This window comes from Chloroflexota bacterium (assembly GCA_018648225.1).
In the GTDB taxonomy this organism is placed as follows: domain Bacteria; phylum Chloroflexota; class Anaerolineae; order Anaerolineales; family UBA11858; genus NIOZ-UU35.
Window position 1 is genome coordinate 37,707 of the sequence record JABGRQ010000211.1, and the last position, 15,129, is coordinate 52,835.

At 53.5% G+C, this 15,129-nt stretch carries 14 protein-coding genes, 1 tRNA gene and 1 riboswitch; of the genes, 10 read left to right on the forward strand and 5 right to left on the reverse strand.

Annotated features, from left to right (window positions below):
- Window positions 1-82: 82 nt before the first annotated feature.
- Window positions 83-2,536: a penicillin-binding protein 1C gene (gene pbpC, locus HN413_17915; protein ID MBT3392278.1), complete on the reverse strand. Its 2,454-nt coding sequence runs from the start codon at window positions 2,534-2,536 to the stop codon at window positions 83-85.
- Window positions 2,537-2,655: 119 nt separating this feature from the next.
- Here pbpC and HN413_17920 point away from each other — a divergent pair, with 119 nt between their 5' ends.
- The 10 genes from HN413_17920 to cobU all read left to right on the forward strand — a co-directional run bounded on the left by HN413_17920 (window position 2,656) and on the right by cobU (window position 11,191).
- Window positions 2,656-3,648 carry a PrsW family intramembrane metalloprotease gene (locus HN413_17920; protein ID MBT3392279.1) on the forward strand — a complete coding sequence of 331 codons (993 nt, stop codon included), beginning with the start codon at window positions 2,656-2,658 and terminating at the stop codon, window positions 3,646-3,648.
- Between the two features lie 43 nt (window positions 3,649-3,691).
- A tRNA-Arg gene (locus tag HN413_17925) sits at window positions 3,692-3,763 on the forward strand.
- Between the two features lie 164 nt (window positions 3,764-3,927).
- Window positions 3,928-4,087, forward strand: a riboswitch (cobalamin riboswitch).
- 116 nt (window positions 4,088-4,203) lie between these two features.
- Window positions 4,204-5,241 carry an ABC transporter substrate-binding protein gene (locus tag HN413_17930; protein MBT3392280.1) on the forward strand — a complete coding sequence of 346 codons (1,038 nt, stop codon included), beginning with the start codon at window positions 4,204-4,206 and terminating at the stop codon, window positions 5,239-5,241.
- A 64-nt stretch (window positions 5,242-5,305) separates the two neighbouring features.
- The gene (gene cobO, locus HN413_17935; GenBank protein ID MBT3392281.1) at window positions 5,306-5,836 is read left to right on the forward strand and encodes a cob(I)yrinic acid a,c-diamide adenosyltransferase; all 531 of its coding nucleotides are present in this window, start codon (window positions 5,306-5,308) and stop codon (window positions 5,834-5,836) included.
- Window positions 5,837-5,916: 80 nt separating this feature from the next.
- Window positions 5,917-6,966, forward strand: a complete 1,050-nt coding sequence (gene cobT, locus HN413_17940) for a nicotinate-nucleotide--dimethylbenzimidazole phosphoribosyltransferase (protein MBT3392282.1) — start codon at window positions 5,917-5,919, stop codon at window positions 6,964-6,966.
- Between the two features lie 18 nt (window positions 6,967-6,984).
- A complete protein-coding gene (cobS, locus tag HN413_17945; protein MBT3392283.1) occupies window positions 6,985-7,713 on the forward strand; it encodes an adenosylcobinamide-GDP ribazoletransferase in 729 nt (242 codons plus the stop codon).
- A gap of 76 nt (window positions 7,714-7,789) precedes the next feature.
- A complete protein-coding gene (locus HN413_17950) occupies window positions 7,790-8,287 on the forward strand; it encodes a peroxiredoxin (protein MBT3392284.1) in 498 nt (165 codons plus the stop codon).
- 76 nt (window positions 8,288-8,363) lie between these two features.
- Window positions 8,364-8,969 carry an alpha-ribazole phosphatase gene (cobC, locus tag HN413_17955; GenBank protein MBT3392285.1) on the forward strand — a complete coding sequence of 202 codons (606 nt, stop codon included), beginning with the start codon at window positions 8,364-8,366 and terminating at the stop codon, window positions 8,967-8,969.
- 69 nt (window positions 8,970-9,038) lie between these two features.
- The gene (locus tag HN413_17960) at window positions 9,039-10,559 is read left to right on the forward strand and encodes a cobyric acid synthase (GenBank protein MBT3392286.1); all 1,521 of its coding nucleotides are present in this window, start codon (window positions 9,039-9,041) and stop codon (window positions 10,557-10,559) included.
- 53 nt (window positions 10,560-10,612) lie between these two features.
- Complete coding sequence (gene cobU, locus HN413_17965; protein MBT3392287.1) at window positions 10,613-11,191, forward strand: bifunctional adenosylcobinamide kinase/adenosylcobinamide-phosphate guanylyltransferase; 579 nt, start codon at window positions 10,613-10,615, stop codon at window positions 11,189-11,191.
- On the opposite strand, the gene HN413_17970 is transcribed toward cobU, so the two are convergent.
- The 4 genes from HN413_17970 to HN413_17985 all read right to left on the reverse strand — a co-directional run bounded on the left by HN413_17970 (window position 11,158) and on the right by HN413_17985 (window position 14,982).
- Entirely contained in the window at window positions 11,158-12,306 is a 1,149-nt protein-coding gene (locus HN413_17970; protein MBT3392288.1) for an SGNH/GDSL hydrolase family protein, read from the reverse strand. The two genes, cobU and HN413_17970, sit on opposite strands and share 34 nt — an antisense overlap.
- Before the next feature lie 149 nt (window positions 12,307-12,455).
- A complete protein-coding gene (locus HN413_17975) occupies window positions 12,456-14,240 on the reverse strand; it encodes a hypothetical protein (GenBank protein MBT3392289.1) in 1,785 nt (594 codons plus the stop codon).
- Window positions 14,241-14,256: 16 nt separating this feature from the next.
- Window positions 14,257-14,769: a hypothetical protein gene (locus HN413_17980; protein ID MBT3392290.1), complete on the reverse strand. Its 513-nt coding sequence runs from the start codon at window positions 14,767-14,769 to the stop codon at window positions 14,257-14,259.
- Between the two features lie 18 nt (window positions 14,770-14,787).
- A complete protein-coding gene (locus tag HN413_17985; GenBank protein ID MBT3392291.1) occupies window positions 14,788-14,982 on the reverse strand; it encodes a hypothetical protein in 195 nt (64 codons plus the stop codon).
- Between the last annotated feature and the right edge of the window lie 147 nt (window positions 14,983-15,129).

A 15,129-nucleotide genomic window follows, 5' to 3' on the forward strand; every position in this document is an offset into this window, starting at 1 on the left:
ACTATTCACCACAAAGGCACAAAGACACGAAGTTTTTTATCCGTCTTTGTGCCTTTGTGTCTTCGTGGAAAATTTTTTGCACTTACTCTTCCACCTGAAACCAGACCACATCACTACGTACTCGCTCACCCTCCGCGGTAAGGCCCTCAACCCAGGCCTGATGCTCACCGGGCTGCAACATCCACCACGTTTCGTAGGGCGGCGCGGCCAATGTGACGAGCTTTTCCCCATCCAGCCATAAAGTAACTTCCTGCAACCCGCTCTCGCCCACAGCTTCGATGTGCAGCCGCTGCGAATCGGCGGGTACGCTGCCAGAGATGCGGTAGGTGGCATTCGGTGCGGGTGAAAGCAAGCGCAAGGCCGCGGCCTGGGATTTGGCAGGCTGAACATCCGACAGGAGCAAGATACCCTCCGCCCGCGCCCAGGGCTGCGCTTCGGGGGGTAAGTCCAGCACCATCTGAGGGATGCGGCGCTCTATTGGGGTAGACTCATCGGCCAGCAGGCCGGTATCCACATCCAGCCAGACGCGGCGGTAGAAGTGATCCTGTTCATTTGGCGCTGTCCCGGCAATGAACCATTCCATCCGCCGGTAGGGACAATCCTCCGAGGGCAGCAACCCCGAAAGCGCGCAAACTTCCACCTGTTCCAACCCCGCGGGGCGTGCAAACTCGCTCTCCGGGGAACCGGACAACACCGAGCGCATAAAGTTATGCCAGATTGGAGCCGCCCCGCTCAGGCCAGTGACATCGAACATCGGCTCGTGGCTGGTATTGCCCACCCAAACGCCGGTCACAACCTCGGGAGTGTAGCCCACCGTCCAGTTATCGTGAAAATTGGAAGTCGTGCCGGTTTTGACCGCTGCGGGACGGTCGAGTTTCAGAGCGCTGCTGGGGCCAAAGCCGGGCGTGCGGGCTTCATTATCGCTGAGAATATCGGAAATCAGCCAAGCGACGCGCTCATCCAGGACGCGGGTACGGGCAATGGTGTCAGCGGTGTAGAGCATTTCTCCGTCCAATGTGTATATTTCCTGAATACCATAGGGTTCCACTCGCCAACCGCTATTCGCAAAAGTGCCATACGCTCCCGTGAGTTCCAGCAAGCGTACCGCACCGCCGCCCAGGGCAATCGATAAATCATAATCATCCGGATCGTCAAAGGTGGTGATGCTCAAATCGGCAGCCAGCGCAAAAAGCGCCTCCAGGCCAATATAGTCGAGCGTCGCCACAGCGGGGATATTGAGCGAGGAAGCCAGGGCTTCGCGCACCAACACCGGACCGCGTTCTTTGAGATCATAATTGCTGGGGGTGTAGGCTTCGCCCTCGCGGGTAGTGAAAGTTGTGCGCACATCCATCAGCATGGTGGCCGGGGTGAAGGGCTGCGCGCTAGCGTTGGGGTCAAAGGCAGCCGCATAAATCAGCGGTTTGAGCGCCGAGCCTGGCTGACGCGGCGAGAGGGCCATATTGACCGCACCCGCGTTGGCGGCATCGAAATAGTCCGGGCTGCCCAGCATGGCAAGGATTTCGCCGGTGTGCGGGTCGAGGGAAACCAGAGCAGCGTTATTGACGTTATGACCCAAGACCGTGTCGCCCCCGGCGTGCAACTTGGCGAGTTGCTGCGTCACGGCGCGCTCGGCGTGCTGCTGCCAGTCTAAATCGAGGGTGGTGCGCACAACGATGGAGCGGGTAAAATCCTCGGGGGTAAGCAGTGCATCGAGCTGGCCTCTCACCCACAGGACAAAGTGCGGCGCTTCCATTGGGTAAGATGCCGCCGCGTAGACCAGAGCCTCCTCCGAAGCCAGTTTACCCTCCTCGGGGCTGATATATCCAGCCTGCACCACCAAATTAAGCACTATTTCCTGGCGGGCTTTGGCGGCATCGGGGTCCAGCAGCGGATTATACAGTCCCGGCGACTGCGGAATTCCGGCCAGCAACGCGGCTTCGGCCAGATCAAGCTGCGTTGCAGATTTGCCAAAATAGGTTTGGGCGGCAGCCTCGACACCATAGAGCATGCCACCATAGTTCATCTGGTTAAGATAGAGAGCTAAGATTTCATCTTTTGTGTAGCGACGAGAAAGCTGCCAGGCCAGCCAGGCTTCGCGAAGTTTGCGGCGCAGGGTACGCTCATAACGTTCTTCGGGGGTGAGCAACAGATTGCGGGCCACTTGCTGAGTGATGGTGCTGCCCCCGGCCAGCGATTCGCCGCCGCGCAGGTTGATCCAGAAGGCACGCAAGATGCCGGTCACATCCACGCCGGGGTGCTGGTAGAAGTTGCGATCTTCGGTGGCAATGGTGGCCTGCTGCAAAGCGTGGGGGATTAGATCGAGCGGGAGCACGGCATGCCGTCCTTCGCTCTCTGAGAGTGATTCATACAGCAAACGTCCATAGCGGTCTTCGATACGAATGCTGGGTATATGCAAGCGGCTGTTGAGTTCGGTTAAATCGGGAAGCGAACCAAATAACCACCACCAACCCGTCGCGGCAAAAATCAACAGGCTGAAGAAAAAGATGATATATTTAACGGGAATTTTTAAGCGCATGGTAGTATAAGTGTTCGGTAGCCAGTGAACTGTATTCCGTGTACAGTATACTGCAAACTGCAAACAGTCACTGATTATTGATACTGGATAATGAATACGGGTTCCCCGGAGCAAATTCAATGGGCTTCATTCTATCCTTATTTTTTGGCTTCGTGCCAATGCTTATCTTTGCCGGATTTCTCTATTGGCTGGATCGTTATGAGAAAGAGCCAAAACTCCTTGTCGGTGGCGCCTTTATTTGGGGAGCAGTTGTGGCTGCCGGAGTCGCCTTTGTAGTCAATACGCTGCTGGGCATTGGCGTTTATTTGGTAACTGGCTCAGATGCCGCCACCGAACTGGCCACGGGGTCGCTGGTTGCGCCCCCGGTTGAGGAAACCCTAAAGGGTTTGGCCGTATTGCTGGTTTTTCTCTTCTTTCGCCGGGAGTTCGACTCGGTGCTGGATGGCATTGTTTATGCTGGAATTACCGCCCTGGGGTTTGCTGCCACCGAAAATTCCTACTATATTTATAATTATGGTTTTTTGGAAGGGGGTTACGAGGGGCTATTATGGCTGGTATTCGTACGCGTCATTCTGGTTGGCTGGCAGCATCCGTTTTACACTGCGTTTATTGGCATTGGGCTGGCAATTGCACGCTTAAACCGCAGGGTTTGGATTCAATTGCTGGCTGTTCTGGGGGGTTGGGGAATCGCCATCGTGGCGCATTCCATCCATAATACGCTGGCAAGCCTGCTCTCAGGTCTCGGAGGCTTAGCTGTGGGGACGTTGCTCGATTGGAGCGGCTGGTTCTTCATGTTCCTAGTCATCCTTTGGGCAATTAGCCGCGTGCAACGACGCATCCGAAAGTATCTTTTGTCCGAGGTTGAACACGGAATTATCAGTAAAACCCAGTATCGAACGGCCTGTTCTGCCTGGGCACAAGTCCCGCTGCGCCTCAAGGGATTAGTTTCAGGGCGCTACCGGGATACCCGTCGTTTTTACCAACTCTGTGCAGAACTGGCCCACAAAAAATTCCAGTTGGAACGCTTTGGCAACGAAGAGCAAAATCAGCAGATTATTGAGAAAACCCGCGCCGAATTGGCCGCGCTTTCCCCCCGTGCCCTTGCAACCTGACTTCCGTTTGACAACCCGTTTATGGTAAAATCGCATCCGCTACGCCCCCATAGCTCAGTGGATAGAGCGCTACCCTCCGGAGGTAGAAACCTGCGTTCGAGTCGCAGTGGGGGTACTCTCAAAACTACCAACTTTCTTGCCCGGTGGAAACTTCAATCCGTGAACTTCATCCTGCACATGATGAGCAAATCAGTACAAACGTCCTGCTATATATGGCATTCATCATAAAGCCCGACAAAAATTTTATGTTATTATAGGTGGCAATTGGACATTGATAATTTCATATAATCCGATTTAGGTACCTATCCCCCCGGATGGGAAGGTTTAAAGGCGAAACCGGTGCGCTTGTTATCAAGCAAGTCCGGTGCTGTCCCGCAACTGTAAGAATTAGTGAACACTGATTCAAGCCAGGCCGCCCGCCTATTTCGCGATTTCCAACAGTCCTCGCGGCAAGGATATGGGAATAACCAGCAATACTCATCTAAGAATTAAACCCTGACCTCCTCGGACAGGGTTTTTTGATTCGATCACATATTACACAAGGAGACGTTTAAAATGGCACGAAACAACATCTTAATCATGCTTATTTTTGCACTCGTTCTAATTTTGGGCGCTTGCACCCCCCAGTCAGAACCCGAAGGTGAACAACCCGTTATGGAAATCCCCGCGGAAGAAGCCACTGTCGAACAAGCTGAGGTTGTCAATGAAGAAGCTCCAGCGGAGGAACCTGCCGAAGAAGTTGAACCCGCCCCCGAAGTTCTCGAACTCGTTGACGGACTAGGCCGAACGGTGAGCATTGAACTTCCCGTCGAGCGCATCATTTCGCTGGCCCCCTCCAACACGGAGATTCTCTTCGCCATCGGCGCAGGCGAGCAGATCGTCGCGCGGGATGCCTTCTCAGATTATCCTGAAGAAGCTCTCGAAAAAACCGACATCGGCGGCGGCTGGGGCGATATTGATACCGAAACCATCCTCACTCTGAATGCCGATCTGGTCTTCGCAGCCGGTCTGACCGCCCCGGAGCAAATTCAATCGCTGGAAGATTTGGGCCTCACCGTCTACGTTCTGGAAAATCCGACTGATTTGCCCGGTATGTACGAGAATTTGCGCACCACAGCAGTGATCACCGGCCACGAAGAAGAAACCGCAGTTCTGATCGAAAGCCTGGAAGCCCGTGTAGCTGCCATCGAAGAGAAAGTAGCTGGCGTTGAAGAAACCCCCTCCATTTTCTACGAACTGGATGCCACCGACCCCAACGCCCCTTGGACATCCGGACCGGGCACGTTCATTGATACCCTCATCACAATGGCGGGCGGATCCAATATCGGCAGCGTTCTGGAAGGCGCCTGGGCGCAGATCAATCTGGAAGAACTCATCAACCAGGACCCCGACATCATCTTGCTGGGCGACTTCCTTTACGGTGGCGTGACTCCCGAAACCGTCGCTGCCCGCGCCGGGTGGGAAGGCCTTTCTGCTGTGCAAAATGAGCAGGTCTTTACCTTCAATGACAATCTCGTCGGACGCCCCGGCCCCCGTCTGGTGGAGGGTCTGGAAGAATTAGCCAGATTCCTGCATCCGGACTTATTCGAATAAGTCTTATCTTCCTGTCAGGGTCTAAGGGGCTTCACTCACCCCTTAGACCCACCCTATACAAATCATGAGCAAAAAACAAAAAGGTCTTGTCATTATCAACACCGGCCACGGCAAGGGCAAAACTACCGCTGCCCTGGGTTTGCTGTTGCGCGCCTGGGGGCAGGGATTACGCCCTTGCGTGATTCAATTCGTCAAAGCAGGCACCGGGCGCTGGGGCGAAGTCAAAGCCGCTGAAAAATTAGGCATCGAATGGCATAAACTCGGCGACGGCTTCACCTGGAAATCGAAAGATAGCGACGAAAGCATTGCCAAAGCCCTACACGGCTGGGAAATCGCCAAAGAAAAAATTGCTTCTGGTGAATACGATCTGATCGTGTTAGACGAATTCACTTATACGATGCACTTCGAGTGGCTCGACATCACCGAAACCATCGCCTGGCTCAAAGCCAACAAACCCCCGGAACTGCATCTCGTCATCACCGGGCGCTATGCACCAGAAGCGCTGATCAAATATGCCGATCTGGTTACCGAAATGGCAAATATCAAACATCCTTTTGATACGGGCATCAAAGGCCAGCGCGGTATTGAATTCTAATAGACCGGTGACGGAAGACAGAAGCCAGAGAGAACAACCAGTCTTCTGTCTTCCGTCCTCCGTCACCGTAAGGAGTCTCCATGTCCATCCAACAACTCATCGCCCAAATCCAACCCCTCGACCAGGCCGCCATGCAAGCCGCCCGCGCCCGTCAGGATGATTTAACTAAGCCGCGCGGCAGCCTGGGACAGCTTGAAGATATTTCAGTGAAAATCGCCGGGATCACCGGTGAAGTACGGCCCAAACTCACACATAAAGTCGTCACCACGATGGCGGGTGACCACGGCGTAGTCGCCGAGGGCGTCAGCGCCTATCCCTCCGAAGTAACCCCGCAAATGGTGATGAACTTTGTCTTCGGCGGCGCGGCCATCAACGTGTTTTCCCAGCATGTCGGCGCACGTGTAATCATCGTAGATATGGGTGTCGCCAGCGAACTTGATCACCCGGCTGTAGTAAACAAAAAAATTGCTCTGGGTACACAAAACATGGCCCACGGTCCAGCCATGACGCGTGAACAAGCCATTCAGGCCATTGAAGCCGGGGCCGCCGTGGTTGAAGCGGAACTCGAAAAAGGGCTGGATATTCTGGCGACCGGTGATATGGGCATTGGCAACACCACACCTTCGGCGGCCATCGCGGCGGCCCTCACCGGGCGCTCTGTGGAAGAAATTACCGGGCGCGGCACCGGCGTAGACGATGAAGGCTTGCAGCGCAAAATTACTGCCATCCAAAAGGCGCTGGATGTTAACCAGCCCAATGCTGAAGACGGGCTGGATATTCTCGCCAAAGTCGGCGGTTTTGAGATCGGCGGTCTGGCCGGGGCAATCTTGGCCGCGGCCGCACACCGGGTGCCAGTCGTGATTGATGGCTTCATCTCCACCGCCGCGGCAATGATCGCCGTTAGCCTGGCACCACAGACACGCGATTACCTCATCGCCGCCCATCGTTCGCAAGAACTCGGCCACCAGATCATGTTAGAATGGCTGGGCACTACGCCGTTGCTCAACCTGGGCTTGCGCCTGGGCGAAGGCACCGGCGCGGCGCTGGCTATCTCGCTCATCGAAGCTGCCTGCAAAATTCTCGACGAAATGGCGACCTTCAGCGAAGCTGGCGTTTCCGACAAAGAGTAGAAACAAGACCTTAATAAAATGATTCCCTTCCTCGCTGCACTGCAATTTCTCACCCTCAGCCCGCCACTGGTTAAGCGTCTCTTCACCGAAAAAGAGCTTGGCCGGGCGGCTGGCTTCTATCCCCTGGTCGGCGTGCTGATCGGGGCGCTGCTTTACGGCGCAAATTACGGCCTCAGTTTCATCGCTTCCGATATGCTGCGCGCTGCCCTGCTGCTGGCCTTGTGGGTCACTCTCACGGGCGCGCTGCATTTGGATGGCCTGCTGGATGCCTTTGACGGCCTGCTTGGCGGATGGACGCCGGAGAAGCGCCTGGAGATTATGCGCGACGAGCGAGTAGGAGCCTTCGGACTCAGCGCGGGCGTGATTCTGCTCCTGATGAAATATGCCGCCCTGAGCGGATTCAGCCAATCAACCCCGGCGCTGATCCTGATCCCCGCGGCGAGTCGCTGGGCAATGACGCTGGCCGTCTACGCCTTCCCCTACGCCCGCCCTGAAGGGCTGGGCAGCGCTGTCAAAAAGCACACCACTCTGCGCGAAATCATCATCGCCACGCTAACCGTTCTCCCCATTGCGTGGTTCTGTGCGGGCTGGATGGGCATGATCACCCTCGGGGGTACAATCCTGCTCCTTTGGGCTGTCACCAGCTTCGTGCTGGCCCGCATCCCCGGCTTGACGGGTGACATCTACGGCACCATCAACGAGTTGGCAGAGTTGGCATTGGTAGTCGTCTTTGCTACACTTTCGTAACCGAAGACGGATGACGGGAGACGGAGCCATTGGTCTTCAATCCCCCATCATTCATTTCTGAAAGGAAACCTTCCCCATGCTCGAATTTGGCGACAAAGCCCCACAATTTTCCTTGCCCAATCAAGACGATGAAATAATATCCCTGAGCAACTTCGCCGGACAATGGCTGGTACTTTATTTCTACCCCAAAGATGACACTCCCGGCTGCACCAAAGAAGCTTGCGACTTCAGCGACGCTCTGGATGATTTCGCCGGGCTGAACGCGGTAGTGATCGGGGTGAGTGTAGACAATACGCTGTCGCATCGGGCATTCATTGGCAAATACAATCTGGGCATCAACTTGCTCAGTAACCCGGAGAAAACAGTCCATAGAGCCTACGGAGCCTGGGGCCTGAAGAAAAATTACGGCAAAGAATATGAAGGCACCATCCGCTCGACGTTCATCATCTCGCCCGAAGGTGAGATTGCCGCAGTTTGGCGAGGCGTGCGCGTGCGCTCCAAAACCAAAAACGGCGAAAGCAAACACGCCGACAAAGTGCGCGAGAAATTAGAAAAACTGCAAGCAGAAAACTAACCACAAAGACACGAAGACCCAAAGAAATTCGGTAGTGGTCTTTGTGACTTTGTGGTAAATATTTTCTAAGCTTATTATGAAGTTCATCCTCACCCGCCACGGCGAAACCGATTGGAATATTGCCCACCGCTTTCAGGGGCAAAGCGACGTACCGCTCAATGCCCGCGGCCGCGAGCAGGCCAGACAGTTGGCCACACATCTGGCTACGGAGAAATTCGATGCCATCTACACCAGCGACCTGAGCCGCGCCCGGGATACTGCCAAAGCCATCGCCACGCACCACGATTGCCTGCTAATCGCCGAGCCGCGCTTGCGTGAGGGCAATTTTGGCGAGTGGGAAGGCTGCACCTTCCCTGAACTCGAAAAGCTCGACCCCGAACGGGTCAAAGCCTGGATGGAAGATGTCGGGCATTTCACTCCACCGGTCGGCGAAACCTTGCATGAATTAGCTGAGCGCGTTGCCGCTGCTTATGCAGACATCGCCGCAAAACACACCAACGACGAAATTATCCTCATCGTCGCCCACGGCGGCTCTATGCAAATGCTCATCCGGCACTTGCTCAACCTGCCGATCACCAAATTCTGGCAATTCCATCTCTCGCATTGCTCCATCACCAAAATCGCCGTGTATCCCGAAGGCGCGATACTCAATCTGTTCAACGATACCTGCCATTTGAGTTGAAAGTTGAAGGTTGAAAATTCACACTCAACTTTCAACCTTCAACTTGTAACCTTAAACCGAAAGCAAACCATGCCTGCAAAAACCCTCACCATCCTCGGAACATCCTCCTCAGCCGGAAAAAGCCTGCTCGTCACGGCGTTGTGTCACAGCTACGCCCGTCGCGGCGTCAAGGTTGCTCCTTTCAAAGCGCAGAATATGTCGAATAATGCCGCCGTGTGTCCTGATGGCAGCGAGATCGGACGCGCCCAGGCCGTCCAGGCCGCCGCCGCCGGTCTGGAACCGCACGTAGACATGAACCCGATCCTGATCAAGCCCGAGGCCGACTCTCGCTCGCAGGTCGTGGTCAATGGCCGCCCGTGGCAAACGCTCGACGCTCGCAACTACTACCCCACTCGCGCTTATCTCTGGCAGCAAGTCACCGAGGCGATGGATCGTTTACGCGCCGAGCACGATCTCATCATTGTCGAGGGTGCGGGCAGCCCGGCTGAACTCAATCTCAAAGCCAACGACATCGTCAACATGGCCGTGGCAAACTACACCCAATCGCCCGTGCTGCTCGTCGGCGATATTGACCGCGGCGGCATTTTCGCTCAATTACTCGGTACCTATTGGCTGCTGCCGCCCGAAGAGCAAGAATTGCTCAAAGGATTTATTGTTAATAAATTCCGTGGCGACATCACTCTGTTCGAAGATGGAATTCAGATCATCGAAGAGCGCAGCGACGTACCTGTTGTGGGGGTGGTTCCCTACCTTCATGATCTGTTTATCCCCGAAGAGGATGCCGTGGCCCTCGAGAACCTGACCCCGGTGCGGACGCGTGGCGACGAAGGGATTGACATCGCCGTGATTCACTTGCCGCGCATCGCCAACTTCGACGATTTTGACCCCCTGCTGGCCGAGCCCGGCGTGCGCTTGCGCTACGTGCATTCGCTCGAGCAGCTAGGCCAGGCCGATGCCATCATCATCCCCGGTACCAAAAGTACCGTCAACGACCTGGAATTTCTACGCCAGCGCGGGCTGGACAAAGCCATCCAACAGCACGCCGAAGGCGGCGGCGCGGTGATTGGCATTTGCGGCGGCTACCAGATGCTAGGGCAAGCTATCCATGACCCGGAGTACATTGAATCGCGCCAGCTGCACAGCGCCGGGCTGGGACTTCTGCCCATTGAAACCACCTTTGCCGGAGAAAAAGCCACCTATCGCGCCCGGGCAAAAATAGCTAACGCGAGTAAGTCTAATTGGCTATACACAGTTCGGGGGCAAGAAATTGAGGGGTACGAAATCCACATGGGACGCACCTCAGGCGAGAGTCACTGGCTGACAGTCACACAGCGCAATGAACAGGCTGTGCAGGTCGGGGATGGCGCGTTGAGCGCGGAAGGCCGCGTGTGGGGCTGCTACATCCACGGGCTGTTCGGGAACAAGAATCTGCGCCGGGCCTGGCTGACCAGCCTCGGGTGGAACCCGCCCGCCGGTTCTTCTCTCCAGAATGATCCCTTCGCGGCCTCATTGACCTATCTGACGGACACGGTAGAATCCGTGCTGGATATGGCGTATGTGGAAAAAATAATGCAGAATGCAGATTGGTGAATGCAGAACAAATAATTCTGCATTCTGCACTCATCATTCATCATTGGTATCTTATGGGAAAACTGACACTCATCATTGGCGGAGCGCGCAGCGGCAAATCAACCTATGCTGAAAAACTGGCCGCGGCGCGCGGGGCTGAAATTTTGTATATCGCCACAGCGCAAGCGCTTGACCCGGAGATGGCCGACCGCATTAAGAAGCACCGCCAGCAACGGCCCGCTAGCTGGCACACGCTAGAGATTCCTCACGGGGTTGCGAACGCGTTGCGAGAAAATGGGTACGATGCTGATCTTGTTTTGCTCGACTGTCTGACGATGCTGGTCAGCAACTTGGTGCTGACGGCCACCGATGAAGAATTCGAACCCGACGAAGCGCGCTCCGCCGAGATTGTGGATACTGAAATCGAAGCGCTGCTCAATACCATTCAGGCCAGCCGCGCCGATTGGATTATGGTCACGAATGAAGTCGGTATGGGGTTGGTGCCACCCTACCCCCTGGGGCGCGTCTACCGCGATCTACTGGGCTGGGCCAACCGCAAAGTTGCCGCGGCGGCCGATGAGGTGTATCTTTTGATTTCCGGGATGGTATTACCGCTGCATCAATTGGCCGTTTCGGCACAAGCTCCTGTTTGAAACAGCCCAAATGTATCGGACAGGGAGGGGCATAGATACGTATAGATGATCTGCGCGACACGTTGCGCTCCGGCGGGCGTGAAATGCAGCATGTCGTAATAGTAATTTGAGTCTTTTTGCAGTTCATCAGCCAAGTCAATCACCAGGACATCGTTGGCTACTCCGACTTGCCTAGTCACGTCGTTATACAGTTCCAGGATTTCCCACTGGGTTTCACCATCCAAATCTTTCACCGCGATGCGCCCCCAATCGATGCCAGTTTCGGGATCAACACCATTGCCATAGAGCGCAGGTTGGGTAATCAAGACCGGCTTGATGCCGTTTTCTCTGGCGAGGGCAATTAATTGCTCCAGGCGACTCTGATACGGGCTGAGATACTGCTGACGATGCATCTGGAGCGCGGCTTCTTTGGCTTGCTCTGATATCTCAAGCGCCGGGAGATTCACCGTGTCCAGGCTGCCATGCCCAATATCTTGCTGACGGGTGATGACAAAACGGGCCAAATTATATAACAGTGCGGCTACTTCACTATGCCCTGAGGCTGACTTCAACAATCCAGGGAGCGTGTTGGTATTTTTCTCGATGCCACGGTCGTAAGCTCCAGCATCCCCCAGCCCCATATCGTTTGCCCCCACAAGGAACAGGATCACCTTCGGTTGCAGTTGAATCAGATAATCTTCCATCAACACGATATGCCCGTAGGTGGAATGACCGTCGAGACCAGCGTTGTTAATCCACAACGGCGAAAAATTATCTTCCAGCAACAGCCCAAGGCCATCCGTCCAGGTCTGTCCCTCCGAGAGGTAAAAACACTCGGTTGTGCTGCCTCCAACCGTCACCAAAGTTAGATTGGCGTCAAAATCAGTAGGTGGTTCCGCTCCCCGAAAACCGAGGGAATTTTTTTCGTGAATAATTAATTCATCAAGTTGAGCAACTGTTGTGTTGTGGATTTCATATTTCTGGTGGGCAGGCAAAACGATTTGATCACCTTTGATGCGAAATCCGAAAGGGTTGCCAAGAACCCTGAGAAAAACTTCCAGCATTATGAGCGCAAAGCACAAACCTGCAACCATCAAAAGAAAATTCTTGGCAAATTCACTGATACTTTTTTTCACGGCGAGCCATCCATTCATGAGTAGAAAAAAATGGTATTCAAAATAGCGAATAAAAAAGTCGAACTTTTCAACAACGCATACAAAAAGTTCGACTTTTCTTTAGTATTTGATACATCGTACCAGGATTACATGCGGCATTTCGTGTTAATTTATTTTTCAACCCAGTATTGCCCAATGGCGAGGATATCCATACCGCTCTTCGAAAACGTGTTCCAGGCATTGGCCGGGGTAGTGACAATCGGTTCACCGCGCAGGTTGAAGCTGGTATTCATTAACACCGGCACCCCGGTAGCGTCACCGAATTTTTTGACCACATCGTAGTAGCGCGGATTCCACTCGTGACGCACGGTTTGCAAGCGTCCTGTGCCAAGATGGTTAACCGCCGGGATTTTATCACCCATATCGCCCTTCCAGGGCAACACCAGTAACATATAGCGCGCCGAATGGTTATCCTCAAAGTTGGCTGGGCCATCAAAGAATTCGGAGGCGCTCTCTTCCAGAATGACGGGAGCGAAGGGGCGGTATGGCTCGCGGAATTTAATCTTCCGGTTGACGATATCCTTCATCTCGGCCCGGCGAGGATCGGATAAAATTGAGCGATTCCCTAACGCGCGCGGCCCCCACTCGAATTTGCCCTGATAAAACCCGATGACTTTCCCGGCGATCAGGGCGTCTACTACGCGATCCAGATACGCGTCATCATCAGCAACATATTCATAGTGAACACCAGCCTGCTTGAGGGTTGATTCAATTTCATCATTGCTATATTCATCACCCCAATAGGCATGTTCCATCACAAAGCGGCGCGGTTCGTGCAAAACTTGATGATGAACATAAAGCGCCGCACCCAGCGCACCGCCAGCATCACCTGCCGCAGGTTGAATGAATATCTCTTTAAAGGGAGTTTCGCGCAAAATACGGCCATTGGCAACCGAGTTCAACGCCACGCCCCCGGCCATACACAGACGTGTCAGACCAGTTTTCTTGTGAAGCGCATTCGCCATCGAAAGAATTGCTTCTTCTGTCACGCGTTGAATACTGGCAGCTACATCGGCATAATATTGATTCGCCTGAACATCCGGACTGGCAGAGTCTGCTTCATCGGGGTCGGTCAGCGTGGTAATAAAATAGGAATCGGGATCTCGAGGTTGGCCGAAAAGGTTTACAAATTTCTGATTGAAAGTCTTCTCTGGCGAGTAATGGTAACTGAAATAATCCATATTCAGCCAAAAACTGCCGTCGCTCTGAATTTTTAGTATATTGTCATAGATTTTATCGACATAATGCGGTTCACCATAAGGCGCCATCCCCATAACTTTATATTCGCCGCTATTAACCCGAAATCCCAAAAAGGCAGTAAAAGCTGAATATAGCAGACCCAGGGAGTGAGGGAAGCGTTGTTCATGAGATAAAACAATTTCATTTGCATTCCCGTCTTCCCAACTGGCTTTGCCCTGTCCCATCGTGGCGGTCGCCCATTCGCCAACACCATCGATGGTCATAATGGCGGCTTCATCATAGGGAGAACTATAAAACGCGCTGGCAGCATGAGCCATGTGATGATCGGTGAACAAAATCTTATCCGCCGCGACGCCTAGTTCACGCATGAGCAAAGATTTAATCCACAATTTCTCATCAAACCAGGCAATCATAGCCTCGCTGAAAGTGCGCCATGAACGCGGGAATGTGCCTAAAGCCGTGCGCAGGATGCGGTCAAACTTCACCAGTGGTTTCTCGTAGAAAACCACGTAATCCAAATCTGCGCTAGTAATTCCGGCTTTATTCAGACAAAATTGAATGGCCTGATTGGGAAAACCCTGATCGTTTTTCTTACGGCTGAAACGCTCTTCCTGTGCTGCCGCAATGAGTACACCATCATCCAGCAAAGCGGCTGCCGAATCGTGATAAAAGCAAGATATTCCAAGAATATACATTTATGTTCCCGTCCAGTTAAAATTGTTTTCTGGCTTCGTCAAGATTTGTGTTCGCAGGAATTATTTCCGCCCATAGCGAATCGTTACCCGGATGCTTTACCCGCAATGGATCACTCAACAAGCGCAACAAGATACCAAATGGAGCCACAACAATGAAATAGAAAAAGGCTAACAACATGCGGCTCTGGTAATTGCCCATATCTGCAGCAAACGCCTTCCAGCGTTCCCATAGAAGGCGCAATCCCGAAGCGCTTTGATTCAACGATGCTCGTTTTTCATCCGGGTACGCTCTCTTGCGCGCAAATGTCAATATAGCTCCAACAAATATACCGGCCAAAAACCAGGCCAACACAGCAAGCCATTTGCCGAGCATCCCCCGAGAAAGAATGGCCCCAACCCACAATACGATGATGACCAACACATCCAGCAAAAACGGTCGTAGTGCCTTGTTTTTGCCAGCCATTGCAACCCCGCTAGAATAACCAACCAGGGTTAAAAGAATCAGCGCGAGTCCGCTAAAAAAATCCATCAGAAACCTCAATATTGATTAGAATAGAGTATAAATAAACGGCGCTACGGCAGAACCTTGAGCAAAGACCAGCAACATCACAAACAGAACCAACACCAAAATCATGGGAAGCATCCAATATACTTTGCGTTGCCAAAAGAATTGCAGCAACTCGCCAAGGATGCCCAATCTGTTCAAGATTTCCTTACCGCGACCGGGTTTTTGTTCACTCATTTTTGCCTCCTGGGCCAAAAGAACTAGCAGACGATTTTATCTGACGGAGATAGGCTTGTCAATTGACATTCTTTACTCATTCGCAGTTTACGCTTCTAGCAGTTTGTCGGAGAGCAAACAAAGATAGCAAAAACGGTGATAGACTTC